This is a genomic window from Sphingopyxis sp. YF1, assembly GCF_022701295.1.
Taxonomy (GTDB): domain Bacteria; phylum Pseudomonadota; class Alphaproteobacteria; order Sphingomonadales; family Sphingomonadaceae; genus Sphingopyxis.
This window is the reverse complement of record NZ_CP033204.1, coordinates 3,929,663-3,952,021: the sequence shown is the minus strand read 5'-3', so window position 1 is coordinate 3,952,021 and position 22,359 is coordinate 3,929,663. Positions and strand designations below refer to the sequence as shown.

The following is a 22,359-nucleotide window of genomic DNA, read 5'->3' as shown; positions in this document are numbered from 1 at the left end:
AGCGGAAGGGCATACCTGTGCACTTTTCGCGCATTTATCTCCATATAGTCTCCAACATTGATCGATGAATCGGAAAGCATCGAGGTCTTCCGACGGGTTTCCCGGCAAGGGAGCGAGCGGGCTGGCGCTACGCCCCCGCCCGCGCACGCCACGCCTCTGCGGCGAAGATTGAGAGTGAGAGGGATTCAGGATGCCCCGTGACGGGCGGAGGCTTGGAGAGAGGCTCCAAGCGCTCGTCACGGAGACTTACCATGACCCTTCCCATCCCCGCTGCGACCCTGGACCCATTGGGGTACAAGGTTGATATATCGCGCGGCCAACGCATTGGTCGCGTCTCATCCGAATGGTTCTCGCGCCCCGATGATGAGCGCTATCTTTCGCTGAGTGAGCTTTATGAGGCGGTGCGAGCGCGGGCTGAGATTGCTACTGCCCGCACCGTCGAAACCCGCGCGATCCGGGTCGAGGCAGCGAGCGATAATCCCGAGCGGCTCAGCCTTCTCCTTCCCGATCGCCACGAGCCTGTGGCGCCGACCCACTGGTCATTCGGACAGCTTTGCAGCCTCGTGGGCGCGCCCTCCAGCTATCTGCGCCAGCTGCCTTCGGCGCTGGCGGGCATCAACATGCAGCATGGGTTGCTGGCGCATCGGGGCGAGCTGGTGAAGACCCTCGAGACTGGCGACGGCCGCACCGAACTGCGGGCGGTCACCGGCCCGGATTATGGTCGCATCTGGGATCATGAGCTCGTGTCGGCGGTTATGAAGATCGCCGGCGACGGCACGGGCGACACGCGCTGGAAGGTGCCGGGGACGCTCGACTGGTCGTCGATGCGGCACAATCCGTTCGTCGAGGTGACCAAGGACACGACGACGCTATATGCAAGCGACCGCGACGTCTTCCTCTTCCTCGTCGACGATGCGAACCCGATCGAAACGGGACGGTTGCCGAACGGCGATCCCGATCTCTTCTTTCGCGGCTTCTACTGCTGGAACAGCGAGGTCGGCGCCAAAACACTCGGCATGGCCACCTTTTTTCTGCGGGCCGTTTGTATGAACCGAAACATCTGGGGCGCCGAAGGCTTCGAAGAGATCAGCATCCGCCACAGCAAATTCGCCGCAGGACGGTTCGCGCAGGAGGCGGCGCCCGCGCTGGAGCGCTTCGCTTCGTCGTCGGCCGGATCCTTCCTGAATGGGATCAAGGCGGCGCGCGCCGCCATCGTCGCGCGCGACATCGACGAAAGGCAGAGCTTCCTGCGCAAACGCGGCTTCTCGAAGGGCGAAACCGACAAAATCATCGCGACGGTCCTGCAGGAAGAAGGCCACCCGCCGTCTTCGATCTTCGACTTCGTGCAAGGAATTACCGCGGTTGCGCGCGATCGGTCGCATCAGGACGCGCGCCTTGAACTCGAAGGAAAGGCCGCGAAACTGCTCGCTTCGGTGCACTGACTCCTGTCGGCTCACTTATCCGGCGTGGCCCTGTTCCGAAGAGGAAGAGGGCTGCGCCGGAGCCATGACGGGCCAGAGGTCGAGAGAGAGTCTCGCGGCCGCCCGTCATGGAGATGAGTCATGACGAAACATGTGAAAATCAGCCTCAGCGGCGCGCGCGATATCCCGTTCAGCGCCCTTGTCCTGAGCCAGGCGAATGTTCGCCGCGTGAAGGCCGGGGTGTCGATCGACAGCCTTGCCGCCGATATCGAGCGACGCGGCCTGCTCCAGAGCCTGACCGTTCGCGCCCAACGCGACGACGAAGGACAGGAAACCGGCAAGTTCGAAGTGCCGGCGGGTGGCCGGCGCTTCCGCGCGCTGCAGCGGCTCGTCAAGACCCGCCGCATGGCCAAGACCGAACCGGTGCCGTGCATTGTCCGCGACGACGACAGCGTGTCGGCCGAGGAGGATTCGCTTGCCGAGAATGTCCATCGCGAGCCGCTGCATCCGCTCGATCAGTTCCGCGCGATGCAGAAGCTCGTCGAGCAGGGGAGCGACGTCGAGACCATCGCCGCGACCTTCATGGTGACGCCGGCTGTGGTGAAGCAGCGGCTGAAACTCGCCGACGTCTCGCCGAAGCTGCACGACATCTATGCCGAGGACGGCATGACCCTTGAGCAGCTGATGGCCTTTTCGGTCGCCAGCGATCATGCGCGCCAGGAACAGGTCTGGGAGATGCTCCAGACGAGCCACAACCAGCAGCCCTGGTTCATCCGGGCGCGCCTCACCGAAGACAAGGCGCGCGCGTCGGACAAGCGCGTGCGCTTCGTCACCCTCGATGCCTATCTCGCCGCGGGCGGTCATGTCTTGCGCGATTTGTTCGAATCTGACGACGGCGGCTGGCTTGAGGACGTCGCGCTGCTCGATCGTCTCCAGACCGAAAAGCTCGACGCCGAAGTCGCGGTGATCGCGGCCGAGGGCTGGAAGTGGATCGAGACGGCGGTCGACTTCCCCTATGGCCATAACTTCGGGCTGCGGCCGATCGATGGCGAGGAACCGCCCGCGAGTGCGGAGGATGAAGCCCGCCTCGAAGCGCTTCGCGAAGAGGCCGACCGGCTCGAAGACCAATGGGCCGGCGAGGACGAAATCCCCGACGAAGTCGCCGCGCGCATCCAAGCGATCGACGAGGAGATCGCGCCCTTGGTCTCGAAGCCGCTTGTCTATGATTCCGCCGAGATCGCGATTGCCGGCACCTTCGTCAGCATCGATGTCGATGGCTCGCTCCATATCGAGCGCGGCTATGTCCGGCCCGAGGACGAGCCTGCCGAACCTGTCGACGAGACTACGGACGAGGCGGGCGGCGACGAGGGCGCTGGCGAGCGGCCGGATGACGCGATCGCGCCGGACAGCGAAAGCGCGCCTGCCGAAAGCGCAGAGGAGGAGGAGGACCCCGACGATCTGCTTCGCCCGCTTCCCGACAGGCTCGTCACCGACCTCACGGCGCATCGCACCCTCGCGCTCCGCGACGCGGTCGCATCGAACCCGATGGTTGCCTTCGCGGCCATTCTGCACGCGCTCGTTCTCGAGACCTTCTATACCTGCGCCATCTCGGCGAGCTGTGTAGGCATCTCGATGCGCAGTAACCGGCTGGTCGGCTACGGGACTGCGCTCAACGACACCGCCTCGGCGAAGGCGCTCACCGAGCGCCACGAAAGCTGGTCCGCGCGGCTGCCCGACGCGACCGATGCGTTGTGGGAGACGCTCGCCGCATTCGATGCCGATGAGCAGGCGGCGATCTTCGCCCATTGCGTCTCGTTCGGTGTCGATGCGACCTGGGAGCCGGCGACCCAATATAATCAGGGCCGGGTGTCGGCGCGCGCGGTCGCGGCACGCATCGAGCATTCGCACATCCTCGCACGGGCGGCTGGCCTCGACATGGTCGGCGCTGGCTGGACGGCGACGGTGGCCAATTATTTCGGCCGCGTCACCAAGCCGCAAATCCTCGCAGCGGTCGAGGAGGCTTGTGGTGCCGATGTTGCGGGCCGGCTCGTCGGAATGACGAAGCCGGAGATGGCGAGCGCAGCCGAAGAGCTGCTTCAGGGCAAAGGCTGGCTCGCCAAGCCGCTTCGCACGCCCGAGCCGGTCGGCGCAGCCGACTTGCAGGCGGCGAACGACGACGACGCACCTGAAACCGGCGGCGAAGATCGTGGCGGGGGAGACGAGGGCGATACGATCGAAGCGGTGGCGGCCGAATAGGCCCTTTCGCCATCCGAATATGGGAAGCCCGGTTCCGTGCCGGGCTTCCCTTTTTTCTGCCCCGGCCTTGAAAATGAGGACGCAACGACGAACATCGAGGCTTCGTCACTGGCAGGGGCTGCCGGTCCGCTTTGCACGGCGCTCTCGATCGAGAGGGCGCCGTGCGAACCGCGATGGAAAGGAGCCTCTATGTCCGATCCTGCCACCGAAATCGCTCGCCGGTTGAGCGAAAATGCCGAGGCGGTGTGCCGCCGCTACCTCTCGAATGGGCGTCGCGAGGGCCATTACTGGATGGTCGGCGACATCCACAACGTCGCGGGCCGGAGCCTCTATGTCCGCCTGTCGCGTAGCGCGGACGGGCGCGGCGCAGCGGGCAAATGGACCGATGCCGCCAGCGGGGACCATGGTGACCTGCTGGACATCATCGCCACCTCCTGTGGCCATTCCGATTTTCGCGAAACGCTGGAGGAGGCGCGCCGCTTTCTCAGCCTTCCGCCGGCACCTGTCGCTTCTCGAAACCCGGCTCCGCGCAAAGGTCCTGCTGGGACGCCGGAAGCAGCACGCAGATTGTGGGCCGCGTCGAAGCCTATGGCCGCGACCATTGCCCGTGCCTATCTCGCCGGCCGGATGATCCACGCCTTGGCGCCGAGCGAACCGCTGCGCTTTCATCCCCATTGCTTCTATCGCCGATCCGAAGACGACGCGCCGGATACAAGGCCGGCGTGGCCCGCCATGATCGCGGCCGTGACCGATCTCGAGGGCGCGATCACGGGCGTTCACCGCACATGGCTCCATCCCGAAACTGCGGACAAAGCCCCGGTCGCCTATCCGCGCCGCGCCATGGGGCATTTGCTGGGTCATGGCGTCCGCTTCGGGCGGGCGGCCCCGGTGATGGCCGCGGGCGAAGGTCTGGAGACGATCTTGTCGCTGCGACAGCTGCTGCCGTCGATGCCCATGATTGCCGGGCTCTCGGCCGCGCATCTCGGCGCCCTCGCCTTTCCCGCCGGGCTCCGGCGCATTTACATTGCCCGCGACGACGACACGGCCGGAGCGGTCGCGCTTGCCGTGATCAGCGAGCGGGCGACGGCAGCCGGGATAGAAACTGTGCCGCTTGAGCCTGAATGCGACGACTTCAACGGCGACCTGATGACGCTCGGATCATCCCGCCTCGGCGCGTCGCTTCGCCTGCAGCTCAAGGCAAGCGATCGCCGCGTGCATTTCTGAGGTCTTCGGAGGTGCCGGGACGGGGGTGTGGCCGGCTGCGGCAGCCTATTCTGGCCTGCTACTGCTGGGCGCGCCTCGGCCTTCGCGAGAGGGCGACTGCGCCCGGCAGGCCGGGAGCGCAATGGTGGCCGTTCGGCTATTTTCCGCCGGGGCCGTGCGGCCCCTTTGCATCGCGAGGCAAAATAGCCTTCGTCCGCCATCCTCCGCTGCGCTCCGGCCGCGGCGTCCGCCGCGATGCGAACCCGCCCTGCCGGTCGCGGGCCGTCGCCACGAAGGCCGCGCGAGGCGCGGCTCAGGCAGACGGAGACCTCGCATGAACGACGCAGGAGATACCGACCAGGCATACCCGCCCGAACCGGGCACCACGGCCTATTTGCTCCAGGAGATGCAGCTCTTCGGCCATCGGCCCTATGAAGACGAGCCTGATCCGCGACCGCTTCCCGATGCACGGATCGCGGGCGGAGCGGTCGCCGACATGTTCGACGCGCTGACGGCCTGCCTTGCCGACACGAGGATCGAACCCGACCTCGAGGACCTGCTGTGGCATCTGGTGAACCTCTTCCACCGCGCCGGCGACCGGGTTGAACGCGCGCTTGACGACAATGAGCAGCTCCAGCGACGGCTGCAGCGTGAGCAGGACGGCAGCGAAATCCGCTCGGTCGAACTTGAGCGCGCCATCCGCGAAGGCATTTCGCTGATCGAGCGGCGCGACGCGATGGAGTTCTTCCGCGAGGCCGCGGCAGAGCAGTTTCGCATTCATCTTCGCAAGGCTTGGGCACCGCGGACGGGATCGCGCGCGATGCATCGAACACTCACGGCATCGCTGATCGATAGCCGCGATTTCCTGGATGCCCGGCTTCGAGAGAAAGCGGCGGCACTGCTACCGGCCGGGACGCGCATCGCCTTCACTGGCGGCAGCGACTGCGATCCCGCGGCCATATGGGACGCGCTCGACAAGGCCAAAGCCCGCTACAATGACATGATTTTACTGCACGGCGCCACGCCGACCGGGGCGGAGCGCGCGGCAGCCTGCTGGGCCGAAAATCGCGGCACTGCGCAGGTCGCTTTCCGGCCCGACTGGAACCGGCACGGCAAGGCAGCGCCGTTCAAGCGCAACGATCGACTGCTCGAGGCTCTGCCAGTGGGCGTCATCGTCTTTGCGGGCACCGGCATCCAAGACAATCTTGCTGACAAGGCCGCGAAGATGGGCATTCCACTTTGGGATTTTCGGAACAAGGGGCGCTGAAGCCAATTTGGAGGGCGGATTGAGAATTAGCCTCAATCTGGTTCTATCTCTCGAATATAGTAGGAATATATGAGGTTAGCCTTCAATTTCACATTCTCCCAAGATCGCCTGGACCAGCGGCGGTCACGCCGTCGGCGGCCAGCCTTGTAAGAGGGCGGGGTTGCCGGCCCTTACGAGGGGCACGCGGATCGGCTGGTTCGGAAACGGCGGTCGGCGCGCCATGGTTCGTAATGCCGACGATCGACGCCGCCCACGTTTTCGAGCTCGAGTTCGCGCGTGTGAAGACCGGAGCCAACCTCGCCGATCTTCTTCGTGAGGCCTGCGCCGCGATGGGCTGCGCGTGGTTCGCGCTTAGCCATCACCTGGATTTTCTCGCAGCGCCTGAGAAGGGGGTTCGCGTTCACAATTATCCGGAGGATTGGGCCTATTGGTTCGATCAAAACCGCTTGGGCCCATCGGATCCAGTGCACAGGGCGAGCCAGCGCAGCAGGGCCGGCTTTCTTTGGCACGATATGCGCCGCTACGACACGCCGCGCGCCGGCGACGAGATCGTCCTCGCCGAAGCCCAGCGTCATGGCATCGGTGACGGGCTGACGGTGCCCGCCCATATACCAGGCGATGCTCATGGCTCGGTGTCTTTCGCATGGCGGCCGGGCAGCGCAGCCGATCCGGACGCGCTGCAATTTGCCCGTATGATAGGCGGGGCCGCCTTCGAGGCGGCGGATCGCATCGCTAATCCCGACCGCTCGCGCGCCGCTCCACGCCTTACCGACCGGCAGCGCGAATGTGTCATCTGGGCGGCCAAGGGAAATCCGATCTGGCGGATCGGACGCCATCTCGAGCTCTCGCCCGATACCGTTCGCGAGCATCTGCGCAATGCCCGGCTACGCTACGGTGCCAATGGCGGCATCATGCTGACGGTGCGCGCGCTCTACGATGGCGATATCAGCTTCGTCGACATCGCCCGTCGCTGAAAAAAACGCCGCACCCCCCTATCATGCTATGGTGCGGCTGAAAAAAGCGGTTCAATTGGATCGCCTCTTTGAAAGGAGGCATCCATGTTGCTTATCATCGACCATCAGAACCGAACGCGCGAGCATCAGGCGCTCCGCTCGATGTTCGAAGCGCGCAAGCGCGTTTTCATCGATCTTCTCAAATGGGATTTGCCGGCGCTGGCCGGGCGGTTTGAGCTTGATCATTTCGACGACGTCGATGCGACATATCTGATCGCGACCGACGAGGCCGGCAATCATCTCGCCTCGGCGCGGCTCCTGCTGACCACCCGGCCCGCTCTCCTCGACAGTCTATTCCCGGGGCTTGTCGCGGGTGACATTCCCCAAGGGCCTGATGTGCTGGAGATTACCCGCTTCTGTCTGTCGCCCGGAATTGGGGCGCGCCAACGCAGGATTGCTCGCGACGCCTTGCTGGTGGGGCTCGCCGACTTCGCTCTGGCGAATGGAATTCGGACCTACACCGGCGTCGCCGAGCTTCCCTGGTTCCGCCAAATCCAGACATTCGGATGGGACTGCCGGCCGCTCGGCGAGGCGGTCCTGCATCGCGGGCAGGCCCTCATGGCGCTGCGCATCGATATCGATAGTTCGACGGTCGCGAAGCTCGCGTCTGCGGGCATCGTCAGCCATGCTACCGCGGCATCGTCCGCGCGCGCCGCATGAGGAGGCCGGGATGATCATCAATCCAGCGCTCGACATCGCGACGCCCCCGTCACCCGCTGCCCGCAAGCTGATGGATGAAGGCTTTGCCATTTTGAGGAACGCAGTCCCTGTCTCGCTGATCGACCGGGTCGCCGAAGATCTTGGCCCTCGATATGCAGCAACGCCCTTTTGTGAGGGCGGCTTCTATGGCGAGCGCACCAAGCGGTTTGGACGCCTTCTGCTGCGTTCGCCGCACATGGCCGACCTGGTCATGAGACCGGCGATCCTCGATCTTGCCGAACATGCGCTTGGCAACTGGTGCGATAGGATCCAGCTCAACCTTTCCCAGGCAATCGAGCTTCACCCCGGCGCGCTGCCGCAGTTTCCGCACCGCGATCAAGATATGTGGCAGGGCGCGCTCGGCGACGTCGAATATCTCATCAACGTGATGTGGCCGCTTACGCCATTCACCGAAAAAAATGGTGCGACGATCATCTGGCCCCGGAGCCATGGCGTCGAAGCGCTCGTCGAGGAGGTAAAGGAACCGCCGATTATCGCCGAGGCCGACCCGGGCGATGCGATCGTTTTTCTCGGATCGACGCTGCACGGCGCGGGCGGCAATCGCAGCACGGATGTCAGGCGTGGGATCATTATCAGCTACTGCCTTGGGTGGCTCAAGCCTTACGAAAACCAGTGGCTCGCCTATCCGCCCGAGGTGGCAAAGGAGTTCCCACCCGATCTCGCCGCACTCGCCGGCTATGCTCAGCACCGTCCCAATCTCGGGAATTTCGAAGGACAATGCCCCTCGGTGCTGTTTGATGGATATCCGGCCGAACCACTGGCAGCCATCGATGCTCTTCGTCCCGACCAGGACGCCCTGCTTGCGGACTATGTCGCGGCTCAACGCGAGGGTCGCGAGGACCTAGCGGCATGAACGCGGGCTCGACCATGGAGCGGGTCTATCTCGACCTGAAGGCGAGGATAGTCGGCGGAGCATATCCGCCCGGTACGCGGCTCGACCCATTCCACCTTGCAAAGCGGCTGGCGGCAAGTCCAACGCCCGTGCGCGAAGCGCTTCACCGCCTGTCGGGAGAGCGCGTTGTCGATAGCTGGCATCAGGAGGGTTTTCGTCAGCCGATCTTCGCCGAGTCCGATCTTTGCGATCTTTATATTTGGGCGGGTGCACTTCTCGGGCTCGCACTTCGCGATCCGGCGCTTCGCCAATCCGAGACCGCGGCATTGCTTCCGACGATGGAAGTCGAGGACTATCCGGCACGAGTCGCGCGGCTGTACCGAGCCGTCGCTCTCCTGGGCGACAATCGCGAGATCCGTTTCGCAATCGCCAATATGATCGACCGAAGCGAGTTTTTCCGTGCTGCTGAGGCGCGCGCCGACCCGAATGCCGCTGAGGAACTCGCTTCGATGGAGACGGCCTTTCTGCGCGAACGCTGGGCCGAACTACGAAGGAAAAGTGCGGCTTTTCACCGTCGACGCGTGGCTCGCGCCGGAAGGGTCGCTGCCGAGCTTCGGCCCAGGTCGCAAACAATCGGATGATATTCTTCTGATCGGGAAAGCACATAAATTCTATTTTTTACAAAGGCGTAAGATCATGCCGCCGCAATCCCGCGGCATTTTTGGAGGTAGCGACATGACACGCGAAACCAATGACATCGTCGAACTGGGCTCGGTCAGCACCGAAACCGCCGGCGACCTCGGCCCGCCCGTCGAAATCGGCGGCAAGGACCGGCAGAACGGCATCAGCCTCGACTGAACCGTTCGTTCGGGTGTCGGCGCTTGCGCCGGCACCCGGATCGAGGAGGGAATTGCATGGGATGGATATTGGCACCGGGCGTCGGCTTCTGCCACGCCGGCGACGACCTCATCTTTCTCGACGTTCGGCGCGATCGCTATATCGAGCTCCGCGGCGAACGGCGCGCGGCGTTCGAGCGGCTCTGCGCCCGCGAGCCGAATGACAGCGAGGCAATGGAAGGCCTGATCGACACCGGGCTCTTTGCGCGAAGTGAAACTGCCACCGCGATCGTCCCCCTCGATGTCGACGTCCCGACGATGGATCTCGCCGCTGCACCCATCCCACGAAATCGTCTGGCATCCATCGCGGCCGCCGCGCATTCGCTCTATTGGGCGCGCCAGGCACTTCTTCCCGGACGTCTTGCCACGACCCTCGACGGATTTGCGGCGGCGAAGCGAGCAAGGCCAAGCGACCCCGACGACATCGGGCTCGCCGCACTGGCATCGGTCTATGGCGAAGCGCGCCGATGGGTTCCGGTCCCCCCACGCTGTCTGGTCGATGCACTCGCGCTCTATCGGCTGTCGCTTCGGAACGGCTTTGTCCCAACCCTCATCTTCGGTGTCCGCTCCAGCCCCTTTGCGGCCCATTGCTGGCTGCAATCGCATTCGGCCGTGCTGACCGGAACCGCCGAAGAGGCGCATAATTATCATCCGGTGCTCGCCATATGATGGACCGTGGAATTCTCGCTATAGTTGGGGCGCCGGGGCTCAAGGCCGCGGTGGCCCAGGCCGCCGCCGATCATGGTCTTGACCGCATCGACAAACTTGACGGTCTCGCGCTCTATGCCGGTGCTGGGCTGAAGCGCTCGCGCGCGCCGGCGTCCAACGTCATTCTCGGCGATCATTTCTCGAACGGGTCCTTCAGCGTCGAGTGGGGCAGTTTCCTCACATTCTCCGCGGGGACCGGAAGACCGACCGAGATCAGCCGCGCCCCGCTGACCGGCCTGCCGCTCTATTGGTGCCGCACGGGCGGCGGGCTGCTGCTCTTCTCCCATCTCGAACTTCTGCGGGGGCTCCATGTCGAGACCGGCGTTGACGTCGACTTCCTCCGCCACCTTCTCGCCTACAGCAACCACCGAACCGCGCGAACGGGCCTCGCGCGTATAGAGGAATTGCTTCCGGGAACGCGGCTCGCCTTCGATGGCCATGTGACGCAGGTCAAACCGATCTGGTCGCCATGGCCGCATGCCGGCAAGCAAATCTACTACCGTGACGCGGTGCCGCTGCTCGATATCACCATCCGGAAATGCGTCTCGGCCTGGGCGAACGAGCGCCGGGAAATCATGCTCGAGCTTTCGGGCGGCCTCGACAGCTCGATCGTCGCCGCGGCGCTTGCTGCCGGGGACCATGGTTTCGCCGCCGCGACGATTGCCACTGCCAGCCCCGACGGTGACGAACGTCGCTATGCCCGCGCCGTTGCCGAGCGCTGCGGCGCCGCGCTTGCCGAATATCTTCACGACGACAGCGAGCTCGATCTCGCCGCGGGTCCGCGATTCTTGTCGCCGCGCCCCGCGACTTACGGTGTGCTTGCCGGGATCGATGCGGCCCTCGGGGCCGCGACGGCGCAGCTGCCGGGCGCCAGCATCTTCACCGGGATCGGCGGCGACAATGTCTTCGCCATCACCCGGTCGATTCTTCCGGTGATCGATGCGCTCAAGACTCGCGAGCCAATCAGGCGGCCCGCCGCGGCGCTGCGCGATTGCGCCCGGCTGTGCGACGTCACCGTCTGGCATGCGGCGCGCGCGGTGTTCCGCCATTGGCGCCGGCCACCAGCTACCGGCTGGCCGCGCGACGACGACTATAGTTGTCGATCAGCATTGCCCGACGCCCCCTTGCCGCACATCTGGGACCATGGGGGCGAGCGCATTCCCCCCGGCAAGATCCGCCACGTCCAGTCGATCCAGCGCATCCTCGATTTTCTCGACCGGCCGGGGCGCTGGTATGGCCGCGACGTCGTTGCCCCACTGCTGTCGCAACCGGTTGTCGAGCTTTGCCTCTCGATCCCGGGCTGGCAGTGGGTCGCCGGCGGTCACGATCGCGCGGCGGCGCGCGCGGCCTTTGCGCCGCGCCTCCCCGAATTTGTCGTCTGGCGCCGCAACAAGGGACGGCTCGAGACACTTTGCGCCAAGGCGTTCATGGAACAGCGCGCCAGACTACGGCCGATCCTGCTTGAAGGGCGCCTCGCCCGCGAGGGGCTACTCGATCGCGAGCGGATCGAAGCCTATCTCGCGCGCGAACGCCTCGCGGGCGATTATGACTATTTCCGGTTGCTCGAGCTCGCCGATATCGAACTGTGGGTCGCGTCGGTCGAAGGCTTCGGGCGCGTGCCCGCGAGCCTCGCCCAGCGGGCATATTGACCGGCCTTGTCCGGATCGGGGTCGATATGGCCCTGCAGCCAGTAGCGAAACCAGTCGAGGTTGCGCTGGTAGACTGCGTGCTTTTGCCGCGGCTCGACCTTTATATGAGGGGCGAAGGGAAAGACATGCAGCTCGCCTTTGCCCGCGGCAGTCAGCCGCGCCTGCAGTTCGGGCGATTGCCGCGCCTCCTGCTCGGGGAGTTGCAGCAACACCGGAGCGTCGATCCGATCGACCTGAAGCGATGGCGAGCGGCGTCGCCAGTCAGCAAGATCGGTGTCGGGCGGACCCAGGCCCCAAACCTGTTGTAGGTTCTGGCGGAAGAAATCGCGGCCGATTCCTGCGTTGAACCAATAATAGGCGGGTTCAGCCTGAACCGAGGCAATCGACACCGCTTTCAGAAACTTGCTGTGCGTCGCCGTCCACATCGCGACTTCGCTCCCGAAGCTGAGGCCGCCCATGCCGACCCGCTGCGGGTCAGCGACGCCGCGGCGATCGAGCTCGGCAATCGCGGCGCGCACCGCGGCGAGCCCGAGATCGTAACGCGCCTCGCCGGTCGCATTGGACGTCGGCAGCTGGTTGATGCACAGCGCGGCGATGCCGCTGCGTGCTAGGGCGCGCAGCGGCCACTCATTGCCGAGCCCGCCGCGCAAATAGCCCGCACAGCGATAGTAGGTGATGAAGAGCGGCAGCCGCCCGGGGATCTTCGGACGGACGAGCCAGCCCGACGCGCGGCTGCCGCCCACCCGCCACTCGATCGCCTCGGTGAGAAGATCATCGCGGTCGGGAAGCTCATTGGGCTTGTCGAGAATTTGGGTGGCGCCATCGGCCAGTGCGATCCGCAAGAGGTGCGGCGGCGTCGCCGCATCTTCCGCCACGCAGAAGAGCGCCTCGCGCGTACCAGCGCAGGGCGTATTTTCACCCCCGCCGCCGAGTAGGCCCTCGGTCGTTATCAGCGGTCGAAGCCCCGTGGCGGGATCCCAGACAAGGATATTGTTGCGGATATGCCGGTCGCGCGTCGTTAGGGCGAACCGACCGTCGCCGAGCGCAACATGCGTCCACAATCGAGCGCCGCTCCCGCTGTCGCAGCGTTCCGCCTTCATGCAGATGCCCTGCGCCGCAGCCGCACGCTCCGCCGCCTCTGGCAACGCCGGTTGCGCAGTCGTCAGCATCTCGCTTTCATCGGCGGTGGCGGGGCGGTCATCACCGGTGGCCGGATGGCGCGTCCGGACTTGACGCGGCACCTTCGCCAGCAGTGCTTCGCGGTCGAACCAGTCGCCGTTGAGCCGCTGGCTCGCCGGGCGGCCCGCAATCATCGCGCCGCGGAATAATGTCTGGGCGAGGTCGACCCGCCCATCGACCAATATGCCATTGTCGCGTTCCGCTTCCTCGGCGCGTTCGATCGCAGCCCGCGACGGCCCGGTCTCGTAAATGAGGGTGCCTGTCGCGCTGATCGCGAAGCGCTCGACATCCGCGTCGCCGACCACATAGGGCGCGAAAGCCCCGTCGGGGCTGCCTTCCCACAATCCGGTGGCGCCGCCGATCGTTGCCCGGATATAGAAGTGCTCGCTGTCGGGCGCCCACCGCGCGGCACCCGGTTCGACAAGGCCGGTACCGTTCCAGCTCGCGGGCCCGCCATCGCCGACAGGACGCGGCGGCGATGCGCCATCGGCGGCGACGAGATACCAGCCAGTCTCGATCCGCCCGCTCACGGTCGACGGGCGCTCGCGGCGATAGAGCAGCCAGCGCCCGTCGGGAGAGGCCGCGAGCCCCGAGAAATCGGTCATCTCGACAAGCTCGCGGGGGCTGGTCTGGGCGACCGCCGGCGACGCGGCCGCAAGGAAGGGCGCCGCCCAGACCAACTTCTTCACCATCGGATCGTCGCCTGCACCGCGACCGATCGTCCCACGGGGCTCGCTTTCTCCGGATCATAGGCGAGCGCCGAATTGTTGGTGCGGCTCTCGACATAGGGTGGGCCGCGATCGAAGATGTTGAGCGCACTGATCGCAAGCTGCAGGCCGCGTTCGTTCTCGCCGCCGCCAAAGCGCTGCGACAAGCTGAGGTCGACGGTGGTCCATGATGGCACGCGCGCGGCGACGGCCGGGATCGGATTGAGATAGCCGCTTATGTAATTGACGAAGGCAGTCGCTGCGAAGCCATTCTTCGACCAGCCGGCGCGCCCGCGAAGCCGCCATTTGGAAGGGTTCGCGAACGTCCCCGCGACATCGATCGCGGGCGTTCCCGGCGTGAGCCGTCGGTCGATCCGGAAGATATGACTTCCGGCGAGTCCGAGATCGATCGTGCCGCCCGCCAGCTCCGGCGCATAGCCGATATCGAAATCGATCCCCGTCTGGCGCACCGACGAGAGGTTGCGCACCTGGCCGTCGACGATCGCATCGACGTCGCCCGGCGCCAGCCCGAGCGGGTTGGTGAAGGTCGGGAAGGCGAAATAATAGGCAAGGAGCTCGGACGAGGGATTATCATTCACAATTCCGCCGAAGAGATCGCGCCGCGTCAGAAAGCGCAGATAATCTTCGGTCACCGAGCCGATGCGGTCGCGATAGTCGACATCATAATAGGTCATCGCAGCCTTGAAGCCCGGCAACATGGCAGGCGCGATATCGAAGCCGGCGGTCCAGGTCGTGGCGCGCTCGGGTTTGATCCCGGGGCCATAGCCGAACAAGCCGATGACATTGGCGGTGCCGGTCGGCGAGGTGGGATCGGGCAGCTGGAACGTCGTATAGTTCGAGACGGTCGGACCGATCAGCTCGTCGAAGGCCGGGGCGCGGAAAGAGGTGCCGAAGCTGCCGCGCAGCGCGAATCCGGACAGTGGCTCCCAGCGGATTCCTATCTTTGGATTGGTGGTGCGGCCAACGTCGCTATAATCTTCCACGCGCCCGGCAATCGAAAGGTCGAGGCGATGAAATCCGGGCGTCGCATTGTCTTCGCCGAACAGCGGCACGAACAATTCGACATAGGCCGAGCGGACATGGCGCGGACCCGGTAAGCCGGTGAGCGGGGCCGTGCTCGGGACCAGGCGGCTGAGGTCGTTGATCGTCAGATTGGAATAACGCTCGCGGCGATATTCGGCGCCAAGCGCCAGCCTGATATCGCCGCCCGGCAAGTGCAGCAGCGGCCCGTCGGCGCGAAGCGCCGCCGACCAGCTTTCGAAATCGTCGCGCGAGCCGATGCTGCCGCGGATCGCCGCGATAGTCGCGGGATTGTTCGCCGTGCCATTGCCGAAGATATTGAACGCGGTGGCCGGGTTGGTGTCGGCTAGCGCAGCGGTCAAACGCGCCCGGTTCGGGATATTGATGCTGTCCGACCGGCTCTTCTGCCGGCCATAGGCTCCGCCGAGCTGCACCTGCCAACGCCCGAACGTCTGCTCGAGACCCGCCGCGGCGCTGATACCCCGCACGCGGCCTGTGTCGATCGGCGGGCCGAGGTCATTGGCAAAATTATAGTTGACCGTGACCGGCTGGTTCGTCCCGATCGGATCGACGTAAAAGGGGTTGGTGACGGGGACGCGTGCGGCGCTCAGATATTGATTGAGCGCGACCTTGCGATAGTTGCGCTGCGCAGCGAGGACGCTGGTGCGGAGCGTGAGGCTGCCCGTCAGATCGAGCTCGCCGGCGAGATAGAGGCTATGGACGCGCTGGCGCGGGAGCAGATCGCTCGCCGCGCGCCGGTCTCCTCGATTGCGCGTGCCCGCCGTCAGGTCGGCGGGCGTGAGCGCGGTGCCGTCCTGCCCCTGCGGGATGGCGAAGGTCTGGCCATTTGCGGCGGTAATCGTCCCCGGAACCGCGAAGAGCGAGCGATAGTCGGGGCCGCCGAACGGCCGAAGATCTTCGGTCGCAAAGCGCCGGTCCGCGGCGGCGAGCGCGTCGCGCTCGCTGAATTGATAGGCGAGGGTCACATGACCGCCGTTCCAGCGCGTTCCGAATATCTGGCCGAACTGACGTTCGCCCATGTCCCCGTCGGCGGTGCCGATCCGGAAACTCGTCTCGGCGCCTTCGAAGCGATTGCGCAGGCGGATGTTCACCACGCCCGCCACCGCATCGGCGCCATAGATGGCGGATGCGCCGTCAGTGAGGACCTCCACGCGTTCGATTGCGCTCAGCGGGATCAGCGAAATGTCCGCGAAGACGCCGCCGAGGCCGCCGAGCGCCGGACGGGCGCCGTCGATCAGGACCAATGTCGACGATGGCCCGAGGCCGCGAAGGTTGATGCTTGACGCATAGGTGCCGTCGGTCCCCGAGCCGTTGCGCGTCGTCGCACCCAATGTCGTCTCGTTCGGGCCGCCGCCGAACGACTGCGGCAGCGCCTGAAGCACTTGCTGGACCGAACCCATGCCGCTCTTTTCGATCTCGCTGCGGCTGAGTGTCAGGACGGGCGAGCCCGTGGGACCGGCTCCGCGGATCCTCGTGCCCGTGACGATGATGGTGCTTTCCCCGGATCCTTCAGTCGAATCTGCGCTCGCTGGCGCAGCGGCGTTTCCCGCCCGCAGCACGAGCGCGCCATCGACGAGTTCCGGCACCAGCCCCGATCCGGTCAGCAGCCGCGAAAGCGCGCGATCCGATGACATTCGTCCGCGCACCGAAGTCGACCGCCGCCCCTTGACCAGCTCGGTCGCGAAGAGGATCGGGCGCCCCGAGACCTCCGAATATTCCCGAAGCGCATCGCCGAGCGGCTGGGCCGCAATGTCATAGTCGCGCTGCTCGGTCTGCGCCTGCGCCGCGACCGGACAAGGCGCGCCGACGGCGCATCCCGCGCCCAGAAAAGCGGCCAGAAAATTCTTGTTCATCCCATCCTCCCAGCGGCCTGCATGGCCGTCTGAGGGGGCAAGACGTAAGCGAGTGAAAAACTCCTAGTTGGTCATCTGGGCATCAGCACATAGCCGCCCGCCTGCTCTTTCATGTCGAGGTCGAGCGCGATCGCAAGCTGGCGTGCGAGCGATCGTACATCCGAAACATCGAAGCGCCCGCTCACGAGCCGCCCGCCGATCGCCGTGTCGGCGAGCCGGATTTTGGCATTGCCGACACGATTGGCGCGGTCGATCACAGCGCCGAGGGGCAAGCCTTCCGCCACGAGAAGGTTCGCCTCGCGGCTTTCGGTGACGGGATTGACCATGGTGGTCGTCCCGCCGGCGGGCTTGGTCTCGATGAGCATGGGCGCATCCTTCTTGACGGCGGCGCGCTGGCCGGGACGGAGGCGAAGCGAGGTGCCCGGCCTGGCGGTGGCGCGAACCTCGACCGAACCTTCGACAAGATGGACGATCGGCCGCGGTCCCGTCAGGTCGACCTCGAAGATCGTGCCCAGGGCCGTGGTTTCGCTTCCGTCGGCCTCCACACGAAAGGGTCGGGCGGAATCATGGGCAACACTGAACCGGGCGCGCCCGCCGCGAAGAATGACGCGGCGTTCGCCAGGCGAAAATTTCGTCTCGATGCGCGCGCCATCCGTCAGCGCGACCCGCGTGCCGTCCTCGAGCCGCAGCTCGCCGCTTTCATTCCCGGCGACGACTGGCTCGGAGCCACGATTGCCGATCAGCACCCAGCCGAATGCGAGCGACACGGCAAGAATAAGCGCCGCGGCAAGCGCCCAGCGGCCGTTCCTCGCTGCCGGTGCGGGCGGAACAGCAGCTTTGCGATGGGCGGCGAGATACTCCGGCGCGACGCCGGCTGTCAGCAGCCAATTCTCTTCGGCCAAATCATAGGCCGCAGCATTTTCAGGATCGGCCCGCCATGCCTCGAACTCGGCTTTGTCTGCGGCCGTATGGGGCGCGCGTATGCGCGCGAACCAATAGTCCGCTTCCGTGTCGCGGTCGCTCACTTAGTGTCGGCCCGTGCCTTGCGGATTGCGATCATCGCCTGCGCGATATGCCATTCGACGCCCTTCACGCTGATCCCTTTCGCTTTCGCGATTTCCTCATAGCTCATGCCGTCGAACCGATGCATCACGAATATAGAACCAGTTTGGGGCTTTAATTTCTCGATCGCCTCTCCGACCCGCCGCATCGTGTCGCGGGCTTCGAGTGCGGCATGGGGGTCGGGGCCTGCGATATCCTCATCCTCGAAACTATGGTGCTGCGCTGTCTGGCGCGCCGTGTCGGCGCGCGCGCGGTCGGTAAGCAGATTGCGCGCGGTGCTAACGAGATAGGCGCCCGGCTTTTCGATCAGCGCCAGCTTCTGGCCCTTCGCCATCGCGAGGCGCCGAAAACATTCCTGGACGAGGTCACCAAGGTCCTGCTTCGGCGCACGGCGACGCAGATAGCGTGCAAGCGCAGGCTGATGCGCATTGTATATCGCTTCCATTCTGGCGGTCTGGCCGAAGCCCGTCCAGTCGCTCGGCGGCACGGGGTCGCCGCTGCTCAAGGCTTGTGAGCGGGCCTGTTCGTCTTCGAAATCCATGTCCATCGCCTTCAGGGCGGGCCGGAAGACGGGATGCCGGGTGGTAAGAACATACTCGGAAAAAATATGCGCCGCCGCCTTTAGCCCGAAGGCTTGGACATACGCGTCGGCCACCCGGCAACGGATGGGAATATCATAAAGGACCGAGCGGAATTCTTACGTTCCGGCACCGCGCGCCTTCTGGCCCGGTGCCTTGCAAGCATAACCCGACGTAACGTCAGGGCAAGGGTGCGTCGGGCAATTGGGTCCAGATTGAGTCTTTTTTGCTACCCGGAACCTCGAGGCGCCAAGATCAGATTTCCCGTTTTCGGATCGCTCGGCCGGTCCTATTTCGTGCTGCGCTGCAACGCTTGTTATTGATTTGTTCGCCTCTGTACCCTATGTGGGCATCAATCGCACCCGCCCGGCCTCTGTCCGCAAGGATATGCACACTGGGCGGGTCTTTTATTTTGGGCTCCGCTGACGCATGAATATGCTGCATGTCACGACCCTATACCAAGCCCACCCTCACCTATGCACAGCAAATTGCCCATCTCCGCGCCAACGGGATGGACATCGCAGATGAGCCCGCGGCAGAGGCGTGGCTGCGCCACGTCAGCTATTATCGCTTGAGCGCATACTGGCTCTATTTCGAACATCCCAAGGGGCAGGCGGGGCCGCGTTTTATTCCCGGCACAACGTTCGAACGCGTCACTGCGCTATATGATTTCGACCGCCTGCTTCGGCGCCTGCTCATGCGCGGAACCGAACATGTCGAAGTCGCGCTGCGCGGAAGCTGGGCCTATCACCTCGCCGACCTCGGCGACGGCCACAGCTATCTGGACGCCAGCCTCTACAGCGACCGGACCGACTATCATCTCCGCCTCTCGAAACTCGCCGGCGAAGTCGGGCGCTCGAACGAAACCTACATCAAACATTATCGGCAGAGCTACGACGTGCCGGCGCTGCCGCCGGTCTGGATGGTCGCCGAAATGATGTCGTTCGGCCATCTGTCGCGCTGGTACTCGAGCCTCGCCGACCGCGCGCTGCGCAGCCGCATCGCGGCTCCGCTCGGCCTTCCCGAAACGGTCCTCGTTCCGCTGGTCCGCCATGTGACCGACATCCGCAACATCTGCGCGCATCACGGCCGTCTCTGGAACCGCGGCTTCCTCGCGCCGCCCAAGCTCGCGCAGAAGCCGCAATCTCTTCAGGCGACGATCGACCAGAATGCGACCCAGGCCCCGGCGAAGCTCTACAATGCGATCTGCATGATCGGTCATGTCATCCGCACCGTCGCACCGGACTCGACCTGGATTGCGGACATGGCCGCTCATATTGCGACCCATCCCGAGGGCGACATCGGATCGATGGGCTTTCCGGCGAACTGGCAGCAGCGTCCGCTCTGGCTGCCCTGAACCAGTGGTAACGCGCTAACGCCGGCGATAGGGCTCGCACGCGATCCCGTCGCCGTCGCCGTCCATTTCGGGCCGGTACCCGGGTTGGCCTCGCCTCAGCGGGGCCGCACCTGCGGCCCAGGCTTCCTTGCAATTGCGGAAATATACCCCGGTCGGCGCCGGTGCGCGAACCGGCGCACGGGTTGGCGCCGCCTCCCGCGAAAGACTTGGCGTTCGGCGTCCCGGCCCCGGATGCGCTGCGCGGTAGTCCGCCGGCATCTGGAACGTGCCGGACCAAATGCCCGTGCCGGCTGCGCGGGCGCGTGCCTCGGCGGCGGCATAACGATCGCTGAAATGCGGCAGGGCAACGGCGAGCCCCGCATCGACCATCGCGCCGGCGAGGTCGACCGAACCCGCCCGGCACGTTGCGACGATCCGGCCATAATCGTCGACATCCTTCTGCTCACACAAGACCGATTTACCGGAGACGAGGCTTGCGAGCTTCGAGGCGGCTTCCTTGCCGCATATCCAAGGGGCTCCGCCGCGTTCGCAGCTCTGCCCCAGTTCGGGTGCATCGACGCCGAAAAGCCGAACCGATATTCCGCTGAGATTGAGCGAATCCCCGTCGGCCGCGCGGGCCGGGCCGCTGATATCCTGCGCGAAGGCCGGAGCGGCGAAAAGTAGCAGGGCGGCGATGATCGTCGGTCTCATGCCCTTTCCATAGCGTGATCCCGTGAGCAAATCCTTGCTGACCATCGCAATCCTGCACGCACGGAGCCAGCCGGTGCCGATCCGGCGAGATGAATGGCGCGTCCGCGCGCGCAACGGCGCCGCACCGCCTTTTTCCCCGGCCGGGTTCCCGTCCTCCTCGCGAGCGCTTCGCGCGCAAAAAGCCGGTGCGGCGCCGTCCTCCGCTGCCGCTTCGGCCCTTCGGGTGCGCGCACGAGCCTGCCGCCATTCCCTGGCCGCCGGTGCCCCGGGGATGGCTCCGGGCTTCGCAGGAGCAATATCATGGCCGCAATCGGTCTTGTCAGCGGAACGAACGAGAAGGGTTTTGTAGGCCAGCTCACGACAATCTCGATCCGTGTCCCCATCGAAATCCGCCCCAATCCGGGCAAGAACGGCGAGGTGCAGCCCGATTATCGCATCTGGTCGAACGGTGTCGAATGCGGTGCCGGCTGGCTTCGCCGCAGCGAGGCGTCGGGCAATCTCTATGTATCCTTGACCCTCGAAGCGCCCGAGTTCGGACCGCGGCGCATCTATGCCAATCTCGGCCGCGCAGCAGGGCAGGACAATCCCGACGTCTACGCCTTGCTCTGGAATCCGGCAGATTGACCACGGTCGGCGGCATCCTTGCGGCTGGTTCAATCTCGGCGTGCAAGGGTGTCGCCACCTTGTTAGGGTGACCGTAATGCGCAGCAGCCTTGATCATCTTCCCCCGCACAAACAGCGCGAGCTCGAACGGATCGTCCAGATCATCTTCGAAGAATTCGAGGATGTCTTGGCGCTCGCGACGCAGGACTGGAAGCGCAAGGGGCGCATATCCAAGATCATTCTTTACGGTAGCTATGCACGCGGCGGCTGGGTCGACGAGCCGCATACCGCGAAGGGCTATCAGTCGGATTATGATCTGCTGATTATCGTCAACGACGATCGGCTGACCGATCGCGTCGAATATTGGTCCAAGCTCGACGATCGCCTGATCCGGGAGCTGTCGGTGACGAAGACGCTCCGCACCCCGGTGAATTTCATCGTGCATAGCGCTGGCGAGGTGAATGCCGGGCTATCGCAAGGTCGCTATTTCTTCATGGACGTCGCGCGCGATGGGATCGCGATTTATCAGGCGGCCGACGATGAACTGCCGGAGCCGCAACCGAAGACGCCGCATGCTGCGCTGGAGATGGCGCGGGAATATTTCGAGGAGTGGCTGCCGGCCGCAACTGGAATGCTTTCTACGGCTCGGTTCAGTCAAAGGGAAGGGCGGCTGAAAGACGCGGCGTTTCTCATGCATCAAGCTACAGAACGTCTGTATAACTGCGCGCTGCTAGTCTGCTCATTCTACTCGCCGCACGTCCACAATCTCACGTTTCTGCGTACTCAGGCGGAGCGCATTGACCCACGGCTGTATCACGCTTGGCCAAGGGAAGCGAAAGCCGACCGATCACGGTTCGAGAAACTGAAGGAAGCCTACATCAAGGCTCGTTACTCGAAGCATTATCGGATATCGGACGAAGAACTGTCGTGGCTGGGCGAGCGCGTCGGGGAACTGGCTGAACTAGTGGAGGCCATTTGTTCCGAACGAATCGCTGCGCTTGAGTCGACAGTCGCCGCCGCGAGTTGAAGCCAGATTAGCTGGTTGTTGGCAGCCTCTAGGGCGAAGTCTAAGGGTGGTCGGTAGGCGGTTGTTGACCCCCTTTAGGAATTCCCCCGCTCCACCGCGTCACCGCACCACCAGCTCTACCGCATCACACATCACCGCGTCACCGGGAGTTTCTTGATTTTTCCCTATTTTATGGGCAAAACTGGTGATGCGCTAAATCATAAATGCGAACTCAACATTTGAGTTTGCCATATTAAGGCCTGTTTAATACCAGACATGGTATCAAAAAGGCTAACA

General features: G+C 64.7%; 19 protein-coding genes. 14 read left to right on the top strand and 5 right to left on the bottom strand.

Features of this window, described 5'->3' with window-relative positions; genetic code table 11:
- Nucleotides 1–251: 251 nt before the first annotated feature.
- The 11 genes from EAO27_RS19065 to EAO27_RS19015 all read left to right on the top strand — a co-directional run bounded on the left by EAO27_RS19065 (nt 252) and on the right by EAO27_RS19015 (nt 11,965).
- On the top strand, nt 252–1,442 hold the full coding sequence (locus tag EAO27_RS19065; RefSeq protein WP_242773686.1) for a DUF932 domain-containing protein: 1,191 nt from the start codon (nt 252–254) through the stop codon (nt 1,440–1,442).
- A gap of 120 nt (nt 1,443–1,562) precedes the next feature.
- Complete coding sequence (locus tag EAO27_RS19060) at nt 1,563–3,677, top strand: ParB/RepB/Spo0J family partition protein (protein ID WP_242773684.1); 2,115 nt, start codon at nt 1,563–1,565, stop codon at nt 3,675–3,677.
- A gap of 189 nt (nt 3,678–3,866) precedes the next feature.
- Nucleotides 3,867–4,901, top strand: coding sequence for a toprim domain-containing protein (locus tag EAO27_RS19055; RefSeq protein ID WP_242773681.1), 1,035 nt, complete (start codon nt 3,867–3,869; stop codon nt 4,899–4,901).
- 313 nt (nt 4,902–5,214) lie between these two features.
- Complete coding sequence (locus tag EAO27_RS19050) at nt 5,215–6,147, top strand: DUF2493 domain-containing protein (protein ID WP_242773670.1); 933 nt, start codon at nt 5,215–5,217, stop codon at nt 6,145–6,147.
- Between the two features lie 230 nt (nt 6,148–6,377).
- On the top strand, nt 6,378–7,121 hold the full coding sequence (locus EAO27_RS19045; RefSeq protein WP_242773668.1) for an autoinducer binding domain-containing protein: 744 nt from the start codon (nt 6,378–6,380) through the stop codon (nt 7,119–7,121).
- 84 nt (nt 7,122–7,205) lie between these two features.
- The gene (locus tag EAO27_RS19040; RefSeq protein ID WP_242773666.1) at nt 7,206–7,820 is read left to right on the top strand and encodes an acyl-homoserine-lactone synthase; all 615 of its coding nucleotides are present in this window, start codon (nt 7,206–7,208) and stop codon (nt 7,818–7,820) included.
- A 70-nt stretch (nt 7,821–7,890) separates the two neighbouring features.
- Entirely contained in the window at nt 7,891–8,733 is an 843-nt protein-coding gene (locus EAO27_RS19035) for a phytanoyl-CoA dioxygenase family protein (protein ID WP_242780658.1), read from the top strand.
- On the top strand, nt 8,730–9,353 hold the full coding sequence (locus EAO27_RS19030) for a GntR family transcriptional regulator (protein ID WP_242773663.1): 624 nt from the start codon (nt 8,730–8,732) through the stop codon (nt 9,351–9,353). The genes EAO27_RS19035 and EAO27_RS19030 overlap by 4 nt, the downstream gene beginning before the upstream one ends.
- Before the next feature lie 94 nt (nt 9,354–9,447).
- A complete protein-coding gene (locus EAO27_RS19025) occupies nt 9,448–9,570 on the top strand; it encodes a benenodin family lasso peptide (RefSeq protein ID WP_242773654.1) in 123 nt (40 codons plus the stop codon).
- Between the two features lie 56 nt (nt 9,571–9,626).
- Nucleotides 9,627–10,277, top strand: coding sequence for a lasso peptide biosynthesis B2 protein (locus EAO27_RS19020; protein ID WP_242773651.1), 651 nt, complete (start codon nt 9,627–9,629; stop codon nt 10,275–10,277).
- Entirely contained in the window at nt 10,274–11,965 is a 1,692-nt protein-coding gene (locus EAO27_RS19015; protein ID WP_242773648.1) for an asparagine synthetase B family protein, read from the top strand. The genes EAO27_RS19020 and EAO27_RS19015 overlap by 4 nt, the downstream gene beginning before the upstream one ends.
- Here EAO27_RS19015 and EAO27_RS19010 read toward each other — a convergent pair.
- The 4 genes from EAO27_RS19010 to EAO27_RS18995 all read right to left on the bottom strand — a co-directional run bounded on the left by EAO27_RS19010 (nt 11,866) and on the right by EAO27_RS18995 (nt 18,483).
- The gene (locus tag EAO27_RS19010; RefSeq protein WP_242773645.1) at nt 11,866–13,836 is read right to left on the bottom strand and encodes an Atxe2 family lasso peptide isopeptidase; all 1,971 of its coding nucleotides are present in this window, start codon (nt 13,834–13,836) and stop codon (nt 11,866–11,868) included. The two genes, EAO27_RS19015 and EAO27_RS19010, sit on opposite strands and share 100 nt — an antisense overlap.
- A complete protein-coding gene (locus EAO27_RS19005) occupies nt 13,830–16,766 on the bottom strand; it encodes a TonB-dependent receptor (protein WP_242773624.1) in 2,937 nt (978 codons plus the stop codon). The genes EAO27_RS19010 and EAO27_RS19005 overlap by 7 nt, the downstream gene beginning before the upstream one ends.
- A gap of 71 nt (nt 16,767–16,837) precedes the next feature.
- Nucleotides 16,838–17,791: a FecR domain-containing protein gene (locus EAO27_RS19000; RefSeq protein ID WP_242773621.1), complete on the bottom strand. Its 954-nt coding sequence runs from the start codon at nt 17,789–17,791 to the stop codon at nt 16,838–16,840.
- Nucleotides 17,788–18,483, bottom strand: coding sequence for a sigma-70 family RNA polymerase sigma factor (locus tag EAO27_RS18995; RefSeq protein ID WP_242773607.1), 696 nt, complete (start codon nt 18,481–18,483; stop codon nt 17,788–17,790). The genes EAO27_RS19000 and EAO27_RS18995 overlap by 4 nt, the downstream gene beginning before the upstream one ends.
- Before the next feature lie 365 nt (nt 18,484–18,848).
- On the opposite strand from EAO27_RS18995, the gene EAO27_RS18990 reads away from it, so the two are divergent.
- Nucleotides 18,849–19,763, top strand: a complete 915-nt coding sequence (locus EAO27_RS18990) for an Abi family protein (RefSeq protein ID WP_242773604.1) — start codon at nt 18,849–18,851, stop codon at nt 19,761–19,763.
- 15 nt (nt 19,764–19,778) lie between these two features.
- Here the strand turns inward: EAO27_RS18990 and EAO27_RS18985 are convergent, their stop codons facing one another.
- Nucleotides 19,779–20,498 (bottom strand): thermonuclease family protein, encoded by a 720-nt coding sequence (locus EAO27_RS18985; RefSeq protein ID WP_242773601.1) that lies wholly within the window; start codon nt 20,496–20,498, stop codon nt 19,779–19,781.
- Nucleotides 20,499–20,753: 255 nt separating this feature from the next.
- Between EAO27_RS18985 and EAO27_RS18980 the strand changes: the two genes are divergently transcribed.
- Nucleotides 20,754–21,077, top strand: coding sequence for a DUF736 family protein (locus EAO27_RS18980; RefSeq protein ID WP_242773598.1), 324 nt, complete (start codon nt 20,754–20,756; stop codon nt 21,075–21,077).
- A 76-nt stretch (nt 21,078–21,153) separates the two neighbouring features.
- Nucleotides 21,154–22,083 (top strand): HEPN domain-containing protein, encoded by a 930-nt coding sequence (locus tag EAO27_RS18975; protein WP_242773595.1) that lies wholly within the window; start codon nt 21,154–21,156, stop codon nt 22,081–22,083.
- Nucleotides 22,084–22,359: the final 276 nt, after the last annotated feature.

What these genes read in the sequence shown, in the direction of transcription:
- EAO27_RS19030 (WP_242773663.1), top strand. Translation starts at nt 8,730, where the DNA reads ATGAACGCGGGCTCGACCATGGAGCGGGTCTATCTCGACCTGAAGGCG.
- EAO27_RS19060 (WP_242773684.1), top strand. Translation starts at nt 1,563, where the DNA reads ATGACGAAACATGTGAAAATCAGCCTCAGCGGCGCGCGCGATATCCCG.
- EAO27_RS19025 (WP_242773654.1), top strand. Translation starts at nt 9,448, where the DNA reads ATGACACGCGAAACCAATGACATCGTCGAACTGGGCTCGGTCAGCACC.
- EAO27_RS19040 (WP_242773666.1), top strand. Translation starts at nt 7,206, where the DNA reads ATGTTGCTTATCATCGACCATCAGAACCGAACGCGCGAGCATCAGGCG.
- EAO27_RS18990 (WP_242773604.1), top strand. Translation starts at nt 18,849, where the DNA reads ATGTCACGACCCTATACCAAGCCCACCCTCACCTATGCACAGCAAATT.
- EAO27_RS19020 (WP_242773651.1), top strand. Translation starts at nt 9,627, where the DNA reads ATGGGATGGATATTGGCACCGGGCGTCGGCTTCTGCCACGCCGGCGAC.
- EAO27_RS19050 (WP_242773670.1), top strand. Translation starts at nt 5,215, where the DNA reads ATGAACGACGCAGGAGATACCGACCAGGCATACCCGCCCGAACCGGGC.
- EAO27_RS19005 (WP_242773624.1), bottom strand. Translation starts at nt 16,766, where the DNA reads ATGAACAAGAATTTTCTGGCCGCTTTTCTGGGCGCGGGATGCGCCGTC.
- EAO27_RS18980 (WP_242773598.1), top strand. Translation starts at nt 20,754, where the DNA reads ATGGCCGCAATCGGTCTTGTCAGCGGAACGAACGAGAAGGGTTTTGTA.
- EAO27_RS19015 (WP_242773648.1), top strand. Translation starts at nt 10,274, where the DNA reads ATGATGGACCGTGGAATTCTCGCTATAGTTGGGGCGCCGGGGCTCAAG.
- EAO27_RS19010 (WP_242773645.1), bottom strand. Translation starts at nt 13,836, where the DNA reads ATGGTGAAGAAGTTGGTCTGGGCGGCGCCCTTCCTTGCGGCCGCGTCG.
- EAO27_RS18975 (WP_242773595.1), top strand. Translation starts at nt 21,154, where the DNA reads ATGCGCAGCAGCCTTGATCATCTTCCCCCGCACAAACAGCGCGAGCTC.
- EAO27_RS19035 (WP_242780658.1), top strand. Translation starts at nt 7,891, where the DNA reads ATGGATGAAGGCTTTGCCATTTTGAGGAACGCAGTCCCTGTCTCGCTG.
- EAO27_RS19055 (WP_242773681.1), top strand. Translation starts at nt 3,867, where the DNA reads ATGTCCGATCCTGCCACCGAAATCGCTCGCCGGTTGAGCGAAAATGCC.
- EAO27_RS19065 (WP_242773686.1), top strand. Translation starts at nt 252, where the DNA reads ATGACCCTTCCCATCCCCGCTGCGACCCTGGACCCATTGGGGTACAAG.
- EAO27_RS18985 (WP_242773601.1), bottom strand. Translation starts at nt 20,498, where the DNA reads ATGGTCAGCAAGGATTTGCTCACGGGATCACGCTATGGAAAGGGCATG.
- EAO27_RS19045 (WP_242773668.1), top strand. Translation starts at nt 6,378, where the DNA reads ATGCCGACGATCGACGCCGCCCACGTTTTCGAGCTCGAGTTCGCGCGT.